Source organism: Brevibacillus brevis (assembly GCF_900637055.1).
GTDB classification, from domain to species: domain Bacteria; phylum Bacillota; class Bacilli; order Brevibacillales; family Brevibacillaceae; genus Brevibacillus; species Brevibacillus brevis.
Map to the genome: position 1 here is coordinate 2,791,671 of NZ_LR134338.1, position 21,510 is coordinate 2,813,180.

Here is a 21,510-nt window from a genome sequence, read left to right on the forward strand (position 1 = left end):
TCCTAGTTAGGTTGGAAGTCTATTCCGTATAAGTATATACGAATATGTTGGAGAATCGTTTCATTATTTTTCTGCGTTATCGTGAAAGGCTGGACCGATCAGATCAATCCGATTCGTCCATACTCCCCCTGTAAAGCTTTTAGGCACTCGTTTTAAATCAGTCGGAACATCAAAGCCTTGCGACACATCTCCACTGCCTGCGACTAGGATCACGCGGGTGTCATTTGCTTCCATTCTTGCCATGAAACGATTCGGCCAACCCCAGAGCCATGGGGCAATTTGATCAGGAATATGCAATTGGGTTTGCGCACAGGCTTCTGGTACATATCCAGACCAACCTGCTGCGATGTACGGAATCAGGCAGCTTTTCATTGTCGCCACAGACATCACGCGCAGCTGGGGCAGTTGTTGTTTCAATGTCTCGATTGGCTTGTCACCACCATAAACAGAGAGCTGTGCCAGTCGTTCGGCAGGCAATGCTGCCAAAACATCCGCCAACGCTTTCCCCTCGAGTGGGTCATTGCTTTTGATATGGATAAGCAGCGAGCGATCGGGGAATGTTTGTAGCGCATCATCGAGAGAGGGCATCATGCCGATCCCTTTTCCGCGGAAGGGAAAAGTTTTTCCTTCATCCGCTGTGTAGTTGTAGCCAATGTCGAGCTGTTGTAATTCGGCCAAGGTATAATCTCTCGTGACACCGGTACCGTTTGTCCGACAGTCGAGCGTCCAGTCATGAAACACGGCGAACCGATTGTCTTTGGTCCATTGTACATCGAGCTCGACAACGTCCGCGCCTGCATCAAAAGCCGCCTGCATGGAAGGAATCGTATTTTCCAGGTACGGATGCTCCGGTGGATAAATCCGTTCCGCCGTACAAGTTTCATTGGTGATGTTCTCCATATGAAAGGTTTGTGCCATCCCGCGATGAGCAAGTAAAAAAGGCTCGCCTTCTGGCTCTTTTGCAAGATAAGAGCTGTTGTTAACAAACAGGAAAGCGATGAAAAGAAGGGGAATCCAGATACGTTTTCGCTGGAACCATTTCTTTCGTGGTTGATCTCGTTGTTTTGTCATGATGGGATACCGCCCCTTCCTTAAAATCCTCTGTCCATTGTAGCAAAACGCAAGGGAGGAAGGTACATCCTTTGGGAGTAGGGCTTGGGGCTTGGCATCATTCGAAAAGACTGGCACAATAGACGGAAGATAAGATGTATCCCATGAAGAGCAAGGGGAGGTTCCATGAAAATAGCTTTACACCAAATCGCTTATCAGATCGGCATGCACCCAACCGAGATGGCGAAGCTTGTCTACGATGGTGAAATAACGGGAGAGGTACCTGACCGCAATCCGCAAGCGAAGGATGCTTGGGTGGATCTGCACTCTCTGCGTAACTTCATTCAATGGCGACATGATCAGGGGCGAATGGATCAGATGTTCTATGATAAAGCTATGCGTCACCTGAACAAAGCAATGCCAAAAAAATAATCGAATCTGGAGGAGAAACATGCAAGACTCTATCATTTACTGCATGGTACCAAAAGCATACTGGGAAAAGTGGATGGACAAGGATCACTATTTGCCGCGCGATTACGAGCAGGAAGGCTTTATTCACGCGACAAAAGGGGACGAGCTGCTTGAAAAGGTAGCAAACCGCGTCTACGCACAGTTTGATGAAGAGTTGTATGTACTCGTTATCGATGAAACGAAAACGACTTCGGAAGTCAAATACGAGCCTGCGAAGGATGGATTGCTGTATCCGCACATCTACGGACCTCTGAATCAAGATGCGATCGTGGATAGGAAGCAAATGAATCGGATAGACGGCCAGTGGCGTCTGGGAACGTCCATCCGCTAATCTTCTACCAGCTAAACCATTTGAGTAGCGCAAGCACTTCTTGACGCTTGGCCTCAGGTAGCTTGTCGAGTCTGCGCAAGAGAAGATCGATACGCATGCGCTGTTCCACTTCGGATTCAGGTATCTTTTGCTGCCCCTTCACCCATTGTCGTTTCAGGCGGACAGGATCGGTATCAGAGATGATCCGAAGCAGCTTTCTTTCCAACAAATCTAAGGAAGCCATAGGTGAAACCCTCTTTTTCGTTTAATCCGTTTCTTCTATTATAACACGGGTACATAAAGAAACCATGATTGGCGCACAATGGTAAAGGTGTTGAATATAACCCTTTGTAGGAGGCGTATCGATTATGGCGAAGCCGGATGACCGTTCTGACAACGCAGAAAAGCTTCAACAGATGATTTCCAATACCGAAGAGAGCATTCGTGAGTCCGAAGATTATCTGGCGGCTCATGCTGGAGAGATTTCTGCTGAGGAAAGAGCAAACCTTGAAGCAAAAAATCAGCGTCGTGAAGAAAGCATCGAGGGATTTCGCGCGGAAATCAAGGATGAATCTACGCAGGCTTAACCTTGCTACCAAACGTCTGGCGCCAACTACGCGTCAGGCGTTTTTTCATTCTAACCGGCAAAAGTGCAACAAAACATGATTTGTTTTGCGAAACATGGTAATCTGTAAGGGTACAAATTGAATAAGAGGAGAAAGACTTATGAAGCGACCAGAAGATACACGCGTCGTTGTCGGCATGTCCGGCGGAGTCGACTCCTCCGTGACGGCTTACCTGCTTAAGCAACAGGGATATGACGTCATCGGCATCTTCATGAAAAACTGGGATGATACCGATGAATTCGGCCACTGCACGGCGGAAGAAGACTTCCAGGATGTCCGGCGCGTCTGTGAACAGATCGGCATTCCATATTACACGGTAAACTTTGAAAAAGAATACATGGACAAGGTATTCCAGTATTTTTTGGATGAATATAAACGGGGACGTACACCGAATCCGGATGTCATGTGCAACCGTGAAATCAAGTTCGGTGAGCTTCTCGCCAAGGTCATGGATCTGGGGGCGGATTATATTGCTACCGGCCATTACGCGCAGGTCAAGTACATCGACGGCGAGTACAAGCTGATTCGTGGCGCAGACAACAACAAGGACCAGACTTACTTCTTGAATGTATTGGGCCAAGAACAGCTTTCCAAAACGATGTTCCCGATTGGTCATCTCCCGAAACCTCAAGTAAGGGAGATCGCAGAGAAAGCAGGACTGTATACAGCGAAAAAGAAGGACAGTACAGGAATATGCTTTATTGGAGAGCGCAACTTCCGCGAGTTCCTGCAAAACTATTTGCCTGCCAAACCAGGAAATATCGAGACCGTAGATGGAGCAGTCATCGGTACGCACGACGGACTGATGTACTACACCCTGGGTCAACGACAAGGCTTAGGGATAGGCGGAGGTCATGGAACGAGCGGACAGCCTTGGTTTGTTGTAGACAAAGATCTGGAGCGCAACGTCTTGATCGTCGGTGAAGGCTCTGATCATATCCGTCTGTACTCGAAGAGTCTCTTGGCGACCAACGTTAGCTGGGTGAGTGATAAGAAGCCATCCGAAACGTTTACTTGTACAGCCAAATTCCGTTATCGCCAGCCAGATCAGGGAGTAACCGTTCACCTGCTGGAAGAAGGCACCGTAGAAGTTGTATTTGATCAGCCGCAAAAAGCAGTGACACCTGGTCAGGCTGTCGTCTTCTACGATGGGGAAGTATGCTTGGGTGGCGGTACGATTGACAAGGTACGCTTAGTCGATAAAGAGAACTAAGATAGACGGGGGAAGCACTCGGTGGATGCTACGAAAAAATCAAAAGTGATTATCGTTTCGTTTTTGGCGGGAGCGGTTCTCTTGGCGATCATTTCTTATTTCGGGATGGCCTCCATGGGGAAAGAGCATATGACAACGATCCAAAACGTCATCAAGGAGAACGGCGGGGTTGTTACCTCGGGTGGAGTGACAGCGGTTCCGCTGGAAGAAAGTCCTTTTACCAACAGCGGAAAAGGCAATACCATCTACCGAATCTACTATACGAAAGATGGGCAAACGTTGACGGCTTGGTATCGTGCTGATAACGAATCCTCCATCAAGAAAGAGCCGGAAGCATGGATTCTGCCGTAAAAACAAGGATAAACCTGACTGGGAGAGTGAAGGCATCACATGACCCAACATGCTGGACTGCGTGAGCTGGCTGAACTGATTCGAAGACTCGAGCCAGAGTTAGCGGGTGCACAATTAAGTATTCTTGCTCATGAAAATAAAGAGGAAATCGCAACGCTGCTAGTGGAAGGACTCGGGACAAAGGTTTCTGTCCAACACAGCTCCGGCGAATATGCGAATCATTTGGCGGTTTTGCGGGTAGGAGCGAACAAGTACACCTTTGCGCAAGATTGGAGAGAAGTGTACATCAGCGAAATTAATTACTGCGCGTGTCGCATACCTCCAGGAGCCCATGGATTGTTGGTTCACCATATCGATTATCCAGGCGTGATTTATGATGTCTCACGAAAACTGGCCGAGTATCAAATCAATGTTTCCAAGTTAAATGTATCGCGCGAACAAAAAGGGAAGAATGCCCTGCTTATCTCTGTGACTGATGAAGAGATTACACCGACGATTGTATCTGCCATCGAAGAGCTACCCCAAATCACCAAAGTGTTGTCTCTACAGTAAGTGAATCATGATAAACAAAAACTGCCCGTTTTTAGCGGGCAGTTTTTTTCGTGGCGAATTTGAGTCCTTGGCTAATGAAGACTGGCAAAACGGACGAATGATTTTCGTCAGCAAATTCTTTAAAGGAAGCCTTGATTTGACCTTTGCCCATAGAGGACAATCGTTCGACCATCGCCAGAGATTTTTCTTTGACCAAGAATCGCCCATCGTTTTCCAACTCCCCGATGGTGAGGAGCACATGGACGTCGAGGTCATCGGTCAGCTGGGTCTGCAATTGACTCTCCTTCGCAAGCAGCACGCTCTCATTCCAGTGGATCGAGGGACTGCCAGCTATATACCGCTGAAAAGCGTGTGGTCTCGACAAAAGTACATGCAAGACAAACAAGCCACCAAGCGAATGTCCAAAAATCGCTTGCTGCGTCCGATCGATGGGGAAGTCGTTTTCGATGCTAGGCTTGAGCTCCTCCTCTAAAAAGGAGAGGAACTGCTCCGCTCCCCCCATCTGAGGCCACTCCGCTCCCCTTGGGTTGCCAGGAAGCTCCGAGGCGGGAACTTCATACGTATAATCAAAGAAACGGGAAGGATGGTACGGACCGTCCGTTGGATACCCAATCCCGACGACGATTGCAGGATACACGCCAGTTCGTTCAGGGCCGCGTGATTGTATTCGTATCGCTTCGGTCAAGGTTGCAAAAACAGAGTTGCCATCTAGCAAATATATGACGGGAAAGCCTGATTCCGGAGGAGGATCGGCAGGTATACTTACGAAAATGTGATAGTGACGTTCTTGATAAGTCATCATTTTACTGTAAGAACGAGGAATGACGACAGGTTGATAGTCGGTGCTTTTCATGAGGGCGACTCTCCAATCTCTCCAAGGCTAACCAACACGCACAAAATCTATTATAGGAACGAGAACCAGAGATTGGCAATAGCCGAAAAAGGAGAATAGTTAGTTTTCGATAAGAGCGCATACCGAGCTTGACTCCTACGATATATTGAGGTAAAGTAAGTTTTACCAACTACATATTGATGCGGTGAGGTGTTTACCACCAGATTTGGTAGACTTAATAGGGAAGTCGGTGAGAATCCGACGCGGTCCCGCCACTGTAATGAGAGAGTTCCATTTGCGAAAGAATGCCACTGATCAAGAAGGATCGGGAAGGTGTAAATGGAGCGATGATCCAAAAGCCAGGAGACCTGCCTAACCGCTTGCACTGTTTACCCTACGGGAGATAGGGAAGTGTTCGAGCGCTCAATTCGCATCGGCGAATTGTTAGATGGAAGTCATCACGCGCATTCGGCATGTAAACGTCGGATGCGCTTTTACTTTGGCTAAATTTCATACATACAGAGTAAAAATAGCAGGATAGGATGAGGGACATGTTAATCGCTTATGATTCAAAAACAGGAAACGTCCGAAGATTCGTCAACAAAATTAATTTGCCACATGTGGAAATTGATCAAGATATGGTGCTGGATGAGCCATTCATTTTGATAACATACACGACGGGATTCGGACAAGTGCCGGAGAAGGTGGCGACGTTCCTGAAGCGAAATCATGTCAATCTGCGCGGAGTATCCGCCAGCGGCAACCGCAACTGGGGAACCAGCTTTGCCAAAAGCGCGGATACGATCGCGAGCCAATATGGCGTTCCGGTAATTTCTAAATTTGAACTGTCCGGTACCGGCCGGGACGTGGAACAATTTACGAGTGGGGTGGCAGCAATTGCGGCATATTGAATTGAACAACGAACTGATGCAGCGTGGCAACGACGGATTTTACCAACTGGAAAAGGATCGGGAAGCGGTTGCGGTCTTCATGGAAGAAGTGCAGTCCAATACGATGACTTTTGGCAGTGTCAAAGAACGCATGGACTATTTGATCGAGAATGACTTCTATGAAAACGTCTATGAAACATACACTGTTGAGCAGGTCGATGAAGTTTTCCGTTTGGCCTATGACGCTGATTTTCAATTTGCTTCGTACATGGCTATCTCCAAATTTTATAAAGATTACGCCCTGAAAACGAACGATAAATCGATGTACTTGGAGCAGTATCCAGACCGAGTGGCCGTTGTGGCACTGTCCCTTGGACAAGGTGACTTTGAACTCGCCAAGCGTTTAACAGTATCGATGATGGATCAACGCTTGCAGCCAGCGACACCAACCTTCCTGAACGCAGGCAAAAGCCGCCGAGGAGAAATGGTCTCCTGCTTCTTGCTCGAAATGGATGATTCACTGAACTCCATCAACTTTATTTTGGGAACTTGTATGCAGCTATCCAAAATTGGCGGCGGTGTAGCCGTGAACCTGTCCAAGCTTCGCGGACGAGGAGAGCCGATCAAAGGCGTCGAGGGCGCAGCAAAAGGTGTCATGCCCGTTCTCAAGCTGCTGGAAGATGCGTTTTCCTACGCGGATCAAATGGGGCAACGAAAAGGCTCAGGTGCAGCGTACTACAACATCTTCGGCTGGGATATCAACGAGTTTCTCGATTGCAAAAAGATCAATGCGGATGAAAAAGCACGCATCAAAACGTTGTCCATCGGCCTGATCGTACCAAACGTATTCTACAAGCTGGCTGAGGAAAACAAGCCATTGACTGTGTTTGCTCCGTACTCTGTGTACAAAGAATACGGCGTGCATCTGGATGATATGGACCTCGATGACATGTACGAGGAGCTCTTGGCAAACGATCGCATCAAGAAAAAGACCGTGATGAGCGCACGCGAGATGCTGACCAAAATCGCGATGATTCAAATGGAATCGGGCTACCCGTACATCATGAACAAAACAAATGCGAACAACAACCATGCGCTGAAAGACCTTGGTTCGGTGAAAATGTCCAACCTGTGCACGGAAATCTTCCAGCTGCAGGAGACTTCGACGATCACCAATTACGGCGAGATGGATATCATCCGTCGCGATATTAGCTGCAATCTGGCATCGCTCAATATCGTCAACGTGATGGAACGAAAAATGATTCGTGAATCCGTCCACGAAGGCATCGAAGCCATTACAGCCGTGAGTGACATGACGCGTGTAGAAAACGCTCCAGGCGTTCAAAAGGCAAACCGTGAGCTGCACTCAGTAGGTCTCGGTGCGATGAACCTGAACGGTTATCTGGCAAAGAACAGAATTGCTTACGAGAGTGAAGAAGCGAAGGATTTCGCTCGTACGTTTTTCATGATGATGAACTTCTTCTCCTTGGAGAAAAGCATGGAAATTGCCAAGAAAACTGGCAGCACCTTCTTGGGCTTTGAACAATCGGAATATGCAAAAGGCACTTATTTTAACAAGTATTTGACGAACGATTACAGCCCGCGGACGGAAAAAGCAAAGCTTCTCTTCGAAGGGATGCACATTCCAACGCCAGAGGATTGGGCGGAACTACAGCAAAAGGTGCAAAAGCATGGCGTTTACCATGCGTACCGTTTGGCAATTGCGCCGACACAGAGCATTTCCTACATTCAGAATGCGACTTCCAGCGTGATGCCAATCGTCGAGCATATCGAAACGAGAACGTATGCCAACTCTACGACGTATTACCCGATGCCGTACTTGTCGCAGGAAAACTATTTTTACTACAAATCGGCGTATGTGATCGATCAATTCAAAGTGATTGATCTGATTGCCGAAATTCAAGAGCACATCGACCAAGGAATTTCGACTGTGCTGCACGTGAACAGCAATATTTCCACCAGAGAACTGGCTCGCTATTACATTTACGCAGCGAAAAAAGGTCTGAAGTCACTCTACTATACGCGTACGAAGCATTTGACTGTAGAAGAGTGCATTAGCTGCGCAATTTAGGGAACGAGCTTCATTGAAAGAAAAGCATCAAGCAAAAAGAGAAGAGGAACGCCATATGAAAGCAGTCAATTGGAACAGGCCGGACGACGATTTTACGATGACGTTTTGGAATCAAAACATCATGCAGTTCTGGACGGATGATGAGATTCCGCTGTCAGATGACAAGATGTCCTGGATGGAGCTCAGTGCGACTGAACGGGATACGTATAAAAAAGTATTGGGCGGTCTCACCTTGCTGGATACGGTTCAGGGTGGAGTAGGGATGCCGAAGATCATGGAGCATGTCGATGGACTGCAAAGAAAAGCGGTTCTCGCCTTCATGGGCATGATGGAGCAAATCCATGCCAAATCGTACAGCAGTATTTTTACAACGCTGGCATCGACAGAAGAGATTGACGGTATTTTTTCGTGGGTAGAAAACAATCCGCATCTGCAAAAGAAAGCGGCCCTCATCTCTAAGCGCTATCAGGAAATTGAGAAACCGAAAAACTTGTACATGGCGATGGTAGCGTCCGTCTTCCTGGAAAGCTATCTGTTTTACAGCGGCTTCTTCTATCCGCTCTATTTGGCGGGTCAAGGCAAGATGACAAGCAGCGGGGAAATTATCGACCTGATTGTTCGTGACGAGAGCATCCACGGACTCTATGTCGGCGTTCTCGCCCAAGAAGTATATCAAGGTCTGAGTGTGGACGAGCAGACCGCAGCAAAAGAGGAGCTGTATGCCCTTCTGCGTGAGCTGCAAGAAAATGAAGAGGCCTATACGACTTCGTTGTATACGGAAATCGGATTGGCTGACGAGGTTCATGCCTACGTGCGCTACAACGCGAACAAGGCATTGATGAATCTGGGGCTGGACCCGCTATTCCCAGAGGAAGAAGTGAACCCGATCGTGCTGAATGGCATTCGGACGCAGACGAAGCAGCATGACTTCTTCTCGAAAAAAGGAAATGGCTATGTCCGCACACTGAACGTAGAACCGTTGACGGACGATGATTTTATATTTTAATATGACAAAAAATGGATTCTGTGTTACTGTATGAACAGTATGCTGCCCTGCTAATTTATTGGGGCACTTCACAGAACCATGACAATTTCATAGGAGTGGGAACAGGTTCTTTGGTCGTCAGGATCGACCAAGGATGAAAAGGGAAGTCGGTGAGATTCCGACACGGTCCCGCCACTGTATGAGGGGAGTCGGCACATTGAATAGCCACTGATCCAAACGGATTGGGAAGGCATGTGCAGATGATGATCCCAAAGTCAGGAGACCTGCCTGTTTCGACGACACTGCTTAACCTACGGGAGATAGGGAGGTGTTAGGATGCTGTGATCTCAGTGCTTATTTGGCATTTCTAACGTTCTTTTTGATCGTTGGAGATGCCTTTTTTATTGGGCGGATTCGAGTCAAGATCGATTAAAGAATGGAGAGGAAGCTCATGAAAAGCAGCAATTTGGGATATCCACGGATCGGGAAGAACCGCGAGTGGAAAAAGGCATTGGAAGCATTTTGGGCAGGCACCATCGATGAGGCAAGCCTGGTACAGCAAATGGAGCAAATCCGTCACCAAAACCTGTTGTGTCAGCAGGAAAAAGGGGTCGATCTGATCCCTGTGGGTGACTTTACGTACTACGATCACATGCTGGATATGGCTGTGATGTTTGGAATGGTCCCCAAGCGTTATGAATACGAGGGAGGCCCGGTTTCATTCGCTACATACTTCGCCATGGCTCGCGGTTCGAAGGAAGCTGTCGCCAGCGAAATGACGAAATGGTTTAACACGAACTACCATTATATCGTCCCGGAGTTCGGTGAACGACAACCATCCATAACGGAGAACAAGCCTCTCCAGGCATATTTGGAGGCCAAAGAAAAGCTCGGTATCATCGGAAAGCCTGTCATTGTAGGCCCGTATACGTTTGTCAAATTGTCCAAAGGATATGAGAAAAACGAATTTGAGACTGTCGTGGATCAACTCGTTCCGCTTTACATAGAAGTTCTCCGGGAGTTGGAGCTGCATGGCGTGGAATGGGTGCAAATCGATGAGCCAGCATTTGTACGGGATGTCTCGTCGCATGATCGCGCCATCATCAAACGGATTTATACGCAAATCGATCAAGCACTACCGCATCTACAGTGCATGCTGCAAACCTATTTTGAAGCGGTGGATTGGTATGCGGAGCTGGTTTCATTACCGATAAAAGGAATCGGTCTTGATTTTGTACACGGAGCCAAGCGCAATCTAGCGAATCTGACAAGACATGGGTTTCCGGCAGAAAAGATTCTCGCAGCGGGAATCATCGACGGTCGAAACATATGGCGTACGTCCATTGAGGAGAAATGGGAGCTGGTCAAAGAAATTTCCGAGATCGTTCCACTCGATAAGCTGTGGCTGCAGCCGTCCAGTAGTTTGTTGCACGTACCTGTAACGGTTGAAGCAGAGAGCGATTTGCCAGAGGAAGTCATGCCTGCATTGGCGTTTTCCGACGAAAAACTGGGGGAAGTACAGCTCTTAGTCCAAGGATTCCGATATGGTAAGTATGTCATTTCGAGAGAGATCGCCCAAAATGAAGCGGATTTGCTCAAGCTGGCACTATCTCCAGCGAGGAATCGTCGAGAAGTGAAGAATGCTTTGCGTCAAATAGCTGCTGCAAAACCTGAAAGAAGCGCCCCTTATCTCGAACGTCGAGAGATTCAACAAAACACGTGGAAGCTGCCACTGCTGCCAACTACCACAATCGGAAGCTTCCCGCAGACGGCGGAGGTTCGCCAAGCCCGACAGCAGTTTAAAAAAGGGAACTGGACACTAGAACAATACGATGCTTTCATTCAGGCGCAAATCAAGGAGTGGATCGAGATACAAGAAGAGCTCGGTTTGGATGTCCTCGTTCATGGGGAGTTCGAACGAACCGATATGGTTGAGTATTTTGGCGAAAAGCTCGATGGCTTTTTGTTCACGAAAAACGGCTGGGTGCAGTCTTATGGCTCGCGCTGCGTGAAGCCACCTATTATTTACGGAGATGTGGAGTTTGTGGCACCGATGACGGTCAAAGAAAGTGTGTATGCAAAGTCATTGACCGACAAACCAATGAAAGGCATGTTAACAGGTCCAGCGACCATCTTACATTGGTCATTTGCTCGAGTCGATGTCACCCGACAAGAAGTGTGCGAACAAATCGCCTTGGCATTGCGAAAAGAAGTAGAAGCCTTGGAAGAAGCGGGGATTCTCATGATTCAAGTCGATGAACCAGCACTGCGCGAAGGACTTCCGCTCAAAAAGGAAGAACAGGCAGCTTATCTCGAATGGGCTGTCAGAGCGTTTCGTCTAGCGACCTCCACCGTTGCACCGAGTACCCAGATTCATACACATATGTGCTATTGCGAATTCCATGATTTCATGGATGTCATCAGCGAACTCGATGCCGATGTGATTTCGATTGAAACTTCCCGCAGCCACGGAGAGCTCGTGTCTGTGTTCGAAACAGGTACATATGACAAAGGCATCGGGCTCGGTGTATACGATATCCATAGCCCCCGGATTCCAGCTGTCTCAGAAATGGAAGAGATGGTAGCACGAGGTGTACAAGTACTTCCACCAGATCAATTTTGGATTAATCCGGATTGCGGGCTGAAGACAAGAGGGAGAGAAGAAACCATTCAGTCATTACGAAACATGGTTGCGGCAACGAAGGCGATTCGGAGTCGTTTGACAGCCCAGTAGGAAGGTGCACGCGATGAGAGGAGCCACACAAATGATGACAGAAGCACTTTCATAAGTGATACGATTAGCAACTTGAGTAGGGGACTTCGTTTAGGGAGTCCTTTTTTCATTGAGTTTGGTTTAAGACTCCTCGAGTCCACCTTGGGAGATTACGATTGTTATTGTAGAGGAGCCAGATTCTCAACGATGTGAAGGATTACATTTTAATTACTTGACCGAGCTCATAAAAAACGGCTGATAGCAAGAGAAGTTTTTAGTAGTAAAAGGTTGTGGATGAATTATTTTCGTAAAATTAAAAATTATATTGACGTTCCAAGTGCTATGATTTAACTTATTTCTTATATGGTTTCCAACAAAAGGAGATTTAGGTATATTATCTCTTCTTTTTCGGTCAATAGAAGGGGCGAAGATATTGCAAAGTCTGGTGTTACCGCTTACTCATCCACAGAAACGAATTTGGTACATTGAAAAAATCTATCCCAATCTGCCTATGTACAACATCGGAGGGATTGTACATCTTAAAGGCCCTGTTGAGTTGGCGCTGTTGGAAGAGGCAATCCATCTGTTTCTTGAGAAACATGAAGGCGTGCATGTTCGGATCAGCGAGCATGAGGGTATACCTGCTCAGATTGTCGTTCCCTATCGCCGTGAAACTGTACCGTTGCTTGATTTCAGCCAAGAGGATGATCCACAAGCTGCGGCGGCCAAGTGGGCGGAGACGGAATTCAGACGAGCTTTCCAGCTTGTTGGGCAGCCGCTGTACTGTTTTGCTCTGCTTAAAATGACTGAACAGCATAACGCTTATTTTGTGAAGTTTCACCATTTGGTGGCGGATGGATGGAGTATTCAGATCATGACTGATCAGATATGCAGTCAATACCTCCAACTGCTCGCTCAAGAAGAGATCGATCAGACCCCGGAACCTAGTTATATCGAAACGATCAAAGGGGAGCGCGAGTATTTGGAAAGTGCGCGCTGCACCAAAAACCGTCGTTATTGGCTGGACAAGTTCCGCTTGCTGCCGGAGGGATTTCTGCACAAGAGTTCGGATGACCTGTCGGGAAGACGAAAACGGTATTTGCTGGACGGACCGTTGTCTATGCGTATCAGAGAGTATGTCGAACAAACGAAGTGTTCGCTTAACACATATTTCACCGGGTTGGTTTTGCTCGATCTCTATAAGACGACTCAACAGCAGGATTTAATCATCGGTAGCCCGGTATTGAACCGTTCCGGAGCTAAGGAAAAACGAATGGTAGGAATGTTCACCAGCACAGTTCCTTTTCGTACAACTGTCAACGGTGAAGCCACAGCTTCCGAATTCCTCAAGCGGTTGAACCGTGAATTTCGCGACGCGTATTTTCATCAGCGCTATCCGTACGATCTACTGGTCTCGGAGTTGGAGCTGAACAAGCAGGGAGTCGATCAACTGTTTCAAGTCTGCGTAAACTATTACAACACAAAACTAGTGAGCGGTTGGGATGGCGTCACGGTAGAGAATGAGGAGTTCTATAGCGGGTATCAAGTCTATTCGTTGCAAGTCGTTATTAAGGATTGGCAGGATTCGGGACGAATTGAACTGCAGTTTGATTTTAAAAGGGACGATTATGATGAAGACGCGATCGAACGGATGCAACGTCGGATGGTATTGCTGTCAGAACAGATTTTACTGTCCGGCGGTCAGGTCACAATCGAGGGGCTGACAATCCTTGAAGAGGCGGAACGAGAGGAGTTGCTTGTGAGGCGCAATCGCACCGTTACGGACTATCCATCCGTTCCTGTGCATCAACTGTTCGTTCAGCAGGCGAAAGCTGCCCCGCATAGAATAGCTGCAATCCTCGGGCGGAAGACACTCACGTACGGTGAATTGCATGAGGGTTCAAATCGATTGGCACATCTACTGAAGGAGCGTGGCATAGGGCCGGGATCGATTGTAGCCGTACATCTTCGGCATTCGTTTGAGCTACTGATCTCACTGTTTGCAGTGTTAAAATCGGGCGCTGCTTACCTACCGATGGATCCGGCGTATCCGTCAGACCGGATCTCCTTTCTATTAAAAGACAGTCGGGCGGCTCTGTTGTTGGCGGACGAGTCCTTTTCGGCCGGCGCTGAGGTTGTCACCGATATAATACGCGTGAATGAGCTGGCGAATGACGCAGGCTCGCCGGAAGATCTGGAGACGAGTATGAATGCGGAAGCCCCCGCCTATGTGATCTACACATCAGGTTCGACCGGACTGCCCAAAGGGGTTGTCGTCACGGAGAGGGGGCTGGTCAACTACGTGTGGTGGGCGATGAAAAGCTATCTTCGCGGGCCGGACGATGTTTCGGCTCTTTACACGTCACTCGCCTTCGATCTGACAGTCACCTCAATTTATCCGGTTTTGATCTGTGGCGGCGCCATCGCTATTTATCCAGCCAAGGAAGACGAGTTCGTCTTGGATTTGCTCTTGCGTGAAGGAGTAGCGACGGTTGTCAAGACGACACCTGCCCACTTGGCGCTAATTCGTGAGAAACGTTATCCAGATGCGGCGGTACACACATTGATTGTTGGGGGAGAAGACCTAAAAGCTTCGTTGGCTGCAGATGTCTTGTCGATTTTCGATGGAAGAGTGTCGATCTTCAACGAATACGGTCCGACCGAGACGGTGGTCGGGTGCATGTTTCATCGATATGACCAAGCGGATGGCCGGAAAGGCTCAGTGCCAATTGGGCGCCCGATTTTCAACACACGCCTGTATCTGCTGGACCCAAGAGGCGAACCTGTGCCGATTGGGCAAAAAGGTGAGTTGTGCATTGCCGGAGACGGCGTAGCGCTCGGTTACTTGAACCGCCCTGAGTTGACTGTTGAGCGATTTGTGCAAGACCCATGGGGCACGGGGCGTATGTTTAAGACGGGTGACGTGGCGAGATGGCGTGCGGATGAAGTAATGGAGTATCTCGGACGGATGGACTCCCAGGTCAAAGTGAAGGGGCATCGCATCGAACTGGGGGAAGTTGAAAATCAACTGCTCGCTGTGGAGGGTGTTGTCGAAGCAGTGGTCGTCGATGTCCAAGACGCTTCTGGGCAGACGGCACTTGCCGGGTTTGTGGTCACGAGCGGCGGGCTCACAGCGTTCGAGATTCGCAAGACCTTGCTGGGACGCTTGCCTAGCTATTTGGTGCCAGCCTATCTGGTGTTGATGGATAGTTTGCCACTGACATCAAACGGGAAGGTGGACCGGAAGGCGTTACCCGATCCACTGACAGAAAGTAGTACGATGTTAACCAACTCACTTCAGTCGTTGGAGATTTTACGAAATATTTTGCAAAGTATTTTGCAGGTGGACCAGGTAGCGGCGAGCGATAATTTTTATCACCTTGGCGGTGACTCGATCAAGGCAATCCAAGTGGTGTCCAAGCTGTCTGAGGTGGGTCTGCACTTGAAGGTCAGAGACATCCTGTCCTACCCGGTGATCGGTGAACTGGCTGCCGTGATCGAGCAGCAAAGCTTACGAGTTGCCGCTGCGCAAGTCCCGGTTGAAGGGCAAGTGCGGCTAACGCCGATTGTTGCCTGGTTTTGGGCACAAGAGCTTACGAATCCGAACTTTTTCCATCAAACAGTGTTTTTGAAGCTGCGTCATTTGGTCTCGCCGTCGCTTCTGCAAACCGCTGTGACCTGTGTGATGCGCCATCATGATACCCTTCGACTTCGCTATGACGAGGCCGTAGGTACGCTCTGGTATGATCCTGCATGGCTAACGAAGGAGTTTGATTTGGCGGAGATTACCGTCTCTGATGAAGACGATCTGCAGCGTCAGGCCCAACTGTTCAAAGAGAGCCTGCGCCTGACTCGAGGACCGCTGTTTGGTGCTGCGTTGTTCCATATGCAGGAAGTGGACTACCTATTGCTAACGGCTCATCACCTGCTGGTTGACGCGGTGTCTTGGCATGTGTTGCTGGAGGATCTCAACCTAGCCCTGACCGCTCTGTCACGGGAAGAAGAGGTGAAGTTCCCTGCCAAGACGATGTCGTATCAGGCGTGGGCCGACGCGTTGCACGATATGGAGTTGGACGAGGAGTTACCGTACTGGCAACAGGTTCTAGAGGAGGAGACGGAGACTTTGCCTTATGAGTTCGACTACGGGGCTGACCTTCTCCGAGAGTGTAAGGCTGTAACGGTAAATCTGTCGAAGGAGGAGACGGGTTTTCTGATCACTGACGCCAACCGTGCGTACAACACACAGCCGATCGACTTGCTATTGACCGCCTTGGGACTTGCGTTACGGGAGATGAGCGGTACCACGGGAGCTGTAACAGTGGAGAGTGAGGGCCACGGGCGTGAACCGTTCATTGAGGAACAAGACATATCGCGAACAGTCGGCTGGTTCACAGCCTTGTACCCGATTCGTCTAACTTTTGCGGGCGAGCTAGAGTTGGGAGAGGCAATCAAGCAAATCAAAGAGCAAGTGTTTGCTGTCCCCAATAAAGGTATCGGCTACGGGGTCCTGTCAGCCCTTCGGGGCAAACTCCGAGAAGTCGGACGCAAGCGGGTGCGATTCAACTACTTGGGCGTGATCGACAATCAGGCCCCGAGCGAATGGATCGAGCGTAGCTCTTTGGACACCGGTCCTGAACAGTCGGGGGAGAACGTATTGACAGCCCGGCTTGACATCGTTGCGTATGTACAGGATCAGCGCCTGAGCGCAGTGTTTACATACAGCACGCGCAAATTCTCCCCAGACACAATGGAACGGTTTGCGAGCCTGTGGCGTTTGCAGGTACAACGATTAATCGCCCATTGCATGGGTAAGGAGGACAGGGAGTTTACGCCGTCAGACTTCGAAACTGCTGGGCTTAGCCAAGAGGCACTCGACCTGTTATTTGAATAAGAAAAGGAGCTTTTATATGAATCTGCTGCGATTGTGTCTCCTGCTCTTGACTATCCTAATCGCGAGTAGCCCACTACTTCCTACTGCAATGGCAGTAACGAATGCTCCGGATAAGATCGAAACATTCATCTATGAACAGATGGACGCAAGCAAAATCCCTGGCCTAGCTGTGGTAATTGTAAATGGAGATCGGGTCGTATATGAGCGCGGTTTTGGGTACAGCGATCTGGAGAAACAGCGCCCTGTCACCCGCGAGACGGTGTTTGAGCTCGGTTCGAACACGAAGGCGTACACCGCACTGGCTGTGTTGCAATTGGAACAACAGGGCCGGTTGAAGTTAAAGGATCCGGTTAGCAAGTACCTGCCTTGGTTTACGGTAACGCTTGGTGGACAGCCTGTTGAAATAACGCTGGAACAGCTGTTGTACCATAAGTCTGGACTTCCGCCGGAGACCGTCGGGCTCATTCCGCGCTCGTCTTCAGACGATGCTCTGGAGCAGTGGGTACGGAAACTGAGCGGTATAGAACTCAAGCCTGCCAAAGGAACCCGGCTTGGCGAGCGATTCGAGTATGCAACAGCCAATTACGATATTCTTGGTTTGGTGATTCAGACGGTGAGTGGAATACCCTATGAGGAGTACATGCAGCGAAATGTCCTGCAGCCACTTGGACTCGATCATACTTATGCCAATTATGAGGATGCCGTTCGTAACGGGCTCTCTGCTGGATATAAGATGGGTTTTACATATCCACTTGCCTATGAGGCGCCCCGATATAGGGGAAATGTACCTGCAGGTTATATAAGCGCGTCCATGCAGGATGTGGCGGAATGGATGAAAATCCAGCTCGGCACGAAAAAGATCAACGGGTTCGGTGAGGAGTTAATCCGTCGCTCGCATGCCCCCGACACGACTGTGCCACCGTCTAGCAACGGATCATCGTATGCGGCAGGCTGGTCGGTCTTCCAGCGTGGGAGTGGCGAATTGTCACATGGAGGCGAGAATCCGGCCTTTTCTTCATTCATGGTGCTCCGTCCCGGTGACAAGATCGGAATAGCCGTTCTCGCTAACATGAATTCTGATTATACCGAATATATCGCCCGAAGCCTACTTGATCTGATTCAGGATCGTGAGCTGGTCAAACCCCAAAAAGATCAACTCGACCAAGTAGACAAAATTGCAACACTCGTTCTCGCTGTAATGGTACCGACGGCACTCGCTCTGCTAGTTTTTCAAATCCGAGCAGTTCGGGAGATTGGGAGCGGCGTGCGCAAGTTTACAGGCTTTCGAGGCAAGGAAGTTAGGGGAGCACTTTTATCCGGTGTTTTCCTCGGGTTGTTTCTCCTTGGTTTTTATTGGTTGCCAAATATCTTGTTCGAGCGATTGCCATGGGGCGAAGTGAGCGTCTGGGGCCCTCAATCGCTGCTTCCGGCTGTCTTGGCGATGATCGCAGTAGGCGTGCAGTTCTTTTTGTATCACTTGTTGATCCTGTTTTTTCCAAAAAGTATGGAAAAACTCTATCCGGCATTGATCCTTCTCGGGATTGTCAGTGGTTTTGGTAACGCGTTTATCATCTTCGTGATCAACCAAACTTTCGGCAATCAGGACAACTTGACGAATGGGTTGCTGTTTTACTTCGTGCTTGGGATCATCATGTACGTATGCGGGCAGCGGTACATTCGCACAAAACTCGTGACGATGACCAATAATCTCGTGTATGAAAAACGAACGGACATGATTCAAAAAATTTTGCGAACACCATTTTATAAGATGGAAGCCATCGCGGACGGGCGTATGCACGCTGTGCTCAATAACGATACCGAAGTCGTCTCTCGATCTATGAATGTGCTGGTCGGCGGCCTCACTTCTCTGGTTACACTGATTTGTTGCTTTCTCTATCTAGGGTTGCTGAACGGATATGCGCTTTTTATCTCCATGGCCGTAATCGCGCTCGCCGCCGGATTGTATTTTTATATGGGCAACAAGGCGGAGAAGCTGTGGGAGGAGACACGCGACATCCAAACGACCTTTTTCCGTCTTATGAACGACCTGATTAAGGGGTTTAAGGAGTTGCGCCTTAACCATCACCGTAACCTGAGCTTTCGCGATCAGATGGAAAAGAGTTGTGACGCTTATAGATGGAAACGGACGGAAGGAGACGTTCGATTTGCCAGTGTCACGGTGATCGGGGAATTGTTGTTCACGGTCGTGATCGGGTTTGTGGCTTTTTTGTTTCCATTGATCTTCCCCCATATTCAGGCGGGAACCCTGCAAGTGTTTGTGTTTGTCTTTCTCTATATGACAGGTCCAGTCAATGGAATCCTGATGTCCTATCCAACATTCGTGCAGATTCGCATTTCCTGGAAACGGATTCAGGAACTGAGCGAGGAGATAGCCAATCTGAATGCACCGAATGATGAAGACTTGTATATTCCGAACGGCCAGGAGCCAGTAGAACTGGTCATGCGGGGGGTATCGTACAAGTATGCGGCGACCGACGGTTCTGCGTTCGGCGTCGGACCGATTGACTTGACCTTCCGCTCCGGAAGCATCACATTCCTTACGGGAGGCAATGGCAGTGGCAAAACGACGTTAGCCAAGCTGCTCACGGGCCTGTACGTCCCACAGGAAGGCTTCGTGCTCGTCAACGGTGAGAGCTTATCTTCGGAGCAACTAAGTCAGTATTTCTCAGCGATATTTAGCGATTATTACCTGTTTGATCGCTTATACGGGATCTACGTTAAGGGACAAGAGGCCAAGATTGAGGAACTGCTCAGCCAATTGGAATTGTCGGAAAAAGTCGCTGTAGTGGACGGTCGTTTTACGACGACATCCTTGTCAACTGGTCAGAAAAAGCGTCTGGCTCTGTTGCTTTCCTATCTGGAAGATCGTCCGATTTGCCTGTTTGATGAATGGGCAGCCGATCAAGATCCAGAGTACCGCCGGCATTTCTATGATGAGATTCTGCCCAGGCTCAAAGAACAGGGCAAGTGTGTAATCGCCATCACGCACGACGACCGCTACTTTCACATGGCTGACCAGCATATCAAGCTGGAAATGGGCAGGGTGGTCGAGTATGCGGGGCAGAACCCTCTGGTGTCCCTGTAACAAATACGAGACGGAAGCGAGGTATCATTCATGGAACAGACGAAAGAACAGCTCAAACAGTTTTTACATCGATTTTTCCGCAAACCCGATTTGCAGGATGACGATGATATATTCGCCCTTGGTTTTGTGAATTCGCTGTTCGCTATGCAACTGGTGATGTTCATCGAGACGGAGTTAGGAATTGAACTTGAGAATCAAGATATTCATTTGGACAATTTCCGCAGTATCAACGCAATCCTGGACTTGATCAGAACCAAGCAAGCGGTATAGAGGAGACGGATACACGTGAATCTTGAATTTGTACAAGGGCAAGAGGCGTTTTACGCCTCTTGCCGAGCTTTTGTGGATGAGCATATCACACCAAATGCGAACGAATGGGATGTGCGCGAAGAGACCCCCAACGATATTATCCGAAAATTGGCCGAGCAGGGCTATCTTGGTGCGGCCGTTCCGAAGGAGTGGGGTGGACTTGGTCTTGATGCGATGTCGCTTGGACTTTTGCATGAGGAGATCGGACGAGGCTGTTCCTCCATTCGTTCCTTGCTAACTGTGCACGGAATGGTGTGTGTAGCCATCACTCGCTTCGGGACGAAGGAGCAGAAGGAAACGTGGCTGCCTAGATTGGCGAGTGGTGAGTTGGTCGGCGCGTTCGGCCTCACCGAGCCATTTGCCGGAAGCGATGCGAAGAGCATCCGGACGACTGCGGAGTTACGAGGAGATCAGTATGTTCTTAATGGTAACAAGAAGTGGATCACCTATGGACAGCTGGCCGATTTGTTTCTGATCTTCGCGCAGCATGAAGGCAAACCGACCGCTTTTCTCGTCGAGCGCCATACGCCCGGATTTGCAACTTATCCGGTTAGCGGTATGTTGGGGACCCGCGCTTCGATGATAGCGGAGCTGACGATGATCGACTGCGCGATCCCCCAGGCCAATCTGCTGGGGCTACCCGGTTTTGGTATCACCTATGTGGCAACAACGTGTCTGGACTATGGCCGTTTTACCATCGCATGGGGGTGCGTTGGAATCGGACAAGCCTGTATCGAGGAGTCGGTACGTTATACGGCCAGCCGTGAGCAGTTCGGGGTACCTCTCCGCAAGCACCAACTGATCCAGAAGATGATCACTGAAATGGTCACGCAGGTGAAAGCAGCTCGTCTGCTGTGCGAGCGGGCTACCCGGTTAAAGGGGCAAGGAGATCCGCGGTCGCTGGCAGAGATGTGGACAGCCAAGTATTTTGCCTCGACGATGTTACCCAAGTTGACCAGCGATGCGGTGCAGATGCACGGAGCCATCGGTTGCAGCCAAGCGTCGACAGCGCAGCGTCATTATCGCGATTGTAAAGTGATGGAGATAATCGAGGGTTCGACACAAATGCACGAGATGATTATCGCCGATCACGCATACCAGGAGTTCTTGTAATCCGGA

At 49.2% G+C, this 21,510-nt stretch carries 17 protein-coding genes and 2 riboswitches; of the genes, 14 read left to right on the forward strand and 3 right to left on the reverse strand.

Features of this window, described 5'->3' with window-relative positions; translation table 11 throughout:
* Positions 1 to 63: 63 nt before the first annotated feature.
* Positions 64 to 1,071: a glycerophosphodiester phosphodiesterase family protein gene (locus EL268_RS13830; protein ID WP_106656389.1), complete on the reverse strand. Its 1,008-nt coding sequence runs from the start codon at positions 1,069 to 1,071 to the stop codon at positions 64 to 66.
* 165 nt (positions 1,072 to 1,236) lie between these two features.
* Here EL268_RS13830 and EL268_RS13835 point away from each other — a divergent pair, with 165 nt between their 5' ends.
* Positions 1,237 to 1,482 carry a hypothetical protein gene (locus tag EL268_RS13835; RefSeq protein ID WP_047067373.1) on the forward strand — a complete coding sequence of 82 codons (246 nt, stop codon included), beginning with the start codon at positions 1,237 to 1,239 and terminating at the stop codon, positions 1,480 to 1,482.
* A 19-nt stretch (positions 1,483 to 1,501) separates the two neighbouring features.
* Positions 1,502 to 1,852, forward strand: coding sequence for a DUF952 domain-containing protein (locus tag EL268_RS13840; protein ID WP_106656388.1), 351 nt, complete (start codon positions 1,502 to 1,504; stop codon positions 1,850 to 1,852).
* A gap of 4 nt (positions 1,853 to 1,856) precedes the next feature.
* Here EL268_RS13840 and EL268_RS13845 read toward each other — a convergent pair whose 3' ends face one another.
* Complete coding sequence (locus tag EL268_RS13845; protein ID WP_106656387.1) at positions 1,857 to 2,075, reverse strand: hypothetical protein; 219 nt, start codon at positions 2,073 to 2,075, stop codon at positions 1,857 to 1,859.
* A gap of 124 nt (positions 2,076 to 2,199) precedes the next feature.
* Between EL268_RS13845 and tlp the strand changes: the two genes are divergently transcribed.
* The 4 genes from tlp to EL268_RS13865 all read left to right on the forward strand — a co-directional run bounded on the left by tlp (position 2,200) and on the right by EL268_RS13865 (position 4,573).
* Positions 2,200 to 2,418 (forward strand): small acid-soluble spore protein Tlp, encoded by a 219-nt coding sequence (tlp, locus tag EL268_RS13850; RefSeq protein ID WP_106656386.1) that lies wholly within the window; start codon positions 2,200 to 2,202, stop codon positions 2,416 to 2,418.
* A gap of 139 nt (positions 2,419 to 2,557) precedes the next feature.
* A complete protein-coding gene (mnmA, locus tag EL268_RS13855) occupies positions 2,558 to 3,670 on the forward strand; it encodes a tRNA 2-thiouridine(34) synthase MnmA (RefSeq protein WP_106656385.1) in 1,113 nt (370 codons plus the stop codon).
* 21 nt (positions 3,671 to 3,691) lie between these two features.
* The gene (locus EL268_RS13860) at positions 3,692 to 4,021 is read left to right on the forward strand and encodes a hypothetical protein (RefSeq protein WP_106656384.1); all 330 of its coding nucleotides are present in this window, start codon (positions 3,692 to 3,694) and stop codon (positions 4,019 to 4,021) included.
* A gap of 39 nt (positions 4,022 to 4,060) precedes the next feature.
* Positions 4,061 to 4,573, forward strand: coding sequence for an ACT domain-containing protein (locus EL268_RS13865; protein ID WP_106656383.1), 513 nt, complete (start codon positions 4,061 to 4,063; stop codon positions 4,571 to 4,573).
* Positions 4,574 to 4,604: 31 nt separating this feature from the next.
* Here the strand turns inward: EL268_RS13865 and EL268_RS13870 are convergent, their stop codons facing one another.
* Complete coding sequence (locus EL268_RS13870; protein ID WP_106656382.1) at positions 4,605 to 5,426, reverse strand: alpha/beta hydrolase; 822 nt, start codon at positions 5,424 to 5,426, stop codon at positions 4,605 to 4,607.
* A gap of 170 nt (positions 5,427 to 5,596) precedes the next feature.
* A riboswitch (cobalamin riboswitch) is annotated at positions 5,597 to 5,795 on the forward strand.
* Between the two features lie 161 nt (positions 5,796 to 5,956).
* On the opposite strand from EL268_RS13870, the gene nrdI reads away from it, so the two are divergent.
* The 8 genes from nrdI to EL268_RS13910 all read left to right on the forward strand — a co-directional run bounded on the left by nrdI (position 5,957) and on the right by EL268_RS13910 (position 21,504).
* Positions 5,957 to 6,316: a class Ib ribonucleoside-diphosphate reductase assembly flavoprotein NrdI gene (gene nrdI / locus EL268_RS13875; protein ID WP_106656381.1), complete on the forward strand. Its 360-nt coding sequence runs from the start codon at positions 5,957 to 5,959 to the stop codon at positions 6,314 to 6,316.
* On the forward strand, positions 6,303 to 8,387 hold the full coding sequence (gene nrdE, locus EL268_RS13880) for a class 1b ribonucleoside-diphosphate reductase subunit alpha (protein WP_106656380.1): 2,085 nt from the start codon (positions 6,303 to 6,305) through the stop codon (positions 8,385 to 8,387). Before nrdI ends, nrdE begins: the two co-directional genes overlap by 14 nt.
* 55 nt (positions 8,388 to 8,442) lie before the next feature.
* Positions 8,443 to 9,393: a class 1b ribonucleoside-diphosphate reductase subunit beta gene (nrdF, locus tag EL268_RS13885; protein ID WP_106656379.1), complete on the forward strand. Its 951-nt coding sequence runs from the start codon at positions 8,443 to 8,445 to the stop codon at positions 9,391 to 9,393.
* A gap of 86 nt (positions 9,394 to 9,479) precedes the next feature.
* Positions 9,480 to 9,678, forward strand: a riboswitch (cobalamin riboswitch).
* Positions 9,679 to 9,823: 145 nt separating this feature from the next.
* Complete coding sequence (metE, locus tag EL268_RS13890) at positions 9,824 to 12,106, forward strand: 5-methyltetrahydropteroyltriglutamate--homocysteine S-methyltransferase (RefSeq protein WP_106656378.1); 2,283 nt, start codon at positions 9,824 to 9,826, stop codon at positions 12,104 to 12,106.
* 412 nt (positions 12,107 to 12,518) lie between these two features.
* Positions 12,519 to 16,976, forward strand: a complete 4,458-nt coding sequence (locus EL268_RS13895; protein WP_106656377.1) for a non-ribosomal peptide synthetase — start codon at positions 12,519 to 12,521, stop codon at positions 16,974 to 16,976.
* Between the two features lie 16 nt (positions 16,977 to 16,992).
* The gene (locus EL268_RS13900) at positions 16,993 to 20,082 is read left to right on the forward strand and encodes a cyclic peptide export ABC transporter (protein WP_232030417.1); all 3,090 of its coding nucleotides are present in this window, start codon (positions 16,993 to 16,995) and stop codon (positions 20,080 to 20,082) included.
* Between the two features lie 30 nt (positions 20,083 to 20,112).
* Positions 20,113 to 20,352: an acyl carrier protein gene (locus EL268_RS13905; RefSeq protein ID WP_106656376.1), complete on the forward strand. Its 240-nt coding sequence runs from the start codon at positions 20,113 to 20,115 to the stop codon at positions 20,350 to 20,352.
* A 15-nt stretch (positions 20,353 to 20,367) separates the two neighbouring features.
* Positions 20,368 to 21,504 carry an acyl-CoA dehydrogenase family protein gene (locus tag EL268_RS13910; RefSeq protein WP_106656375.1) on the forward strand — a complete coding sequence of 379 codons (1,137 nt, stop codon included), beginning with the start codon at positions 20,368 to 20,370 and terminating at the stop codon, positions 21,502 to 21,504.
* The last annotated feature ends 6 nt before the right edge of the window (positions 21,505 to 21,510 follow it).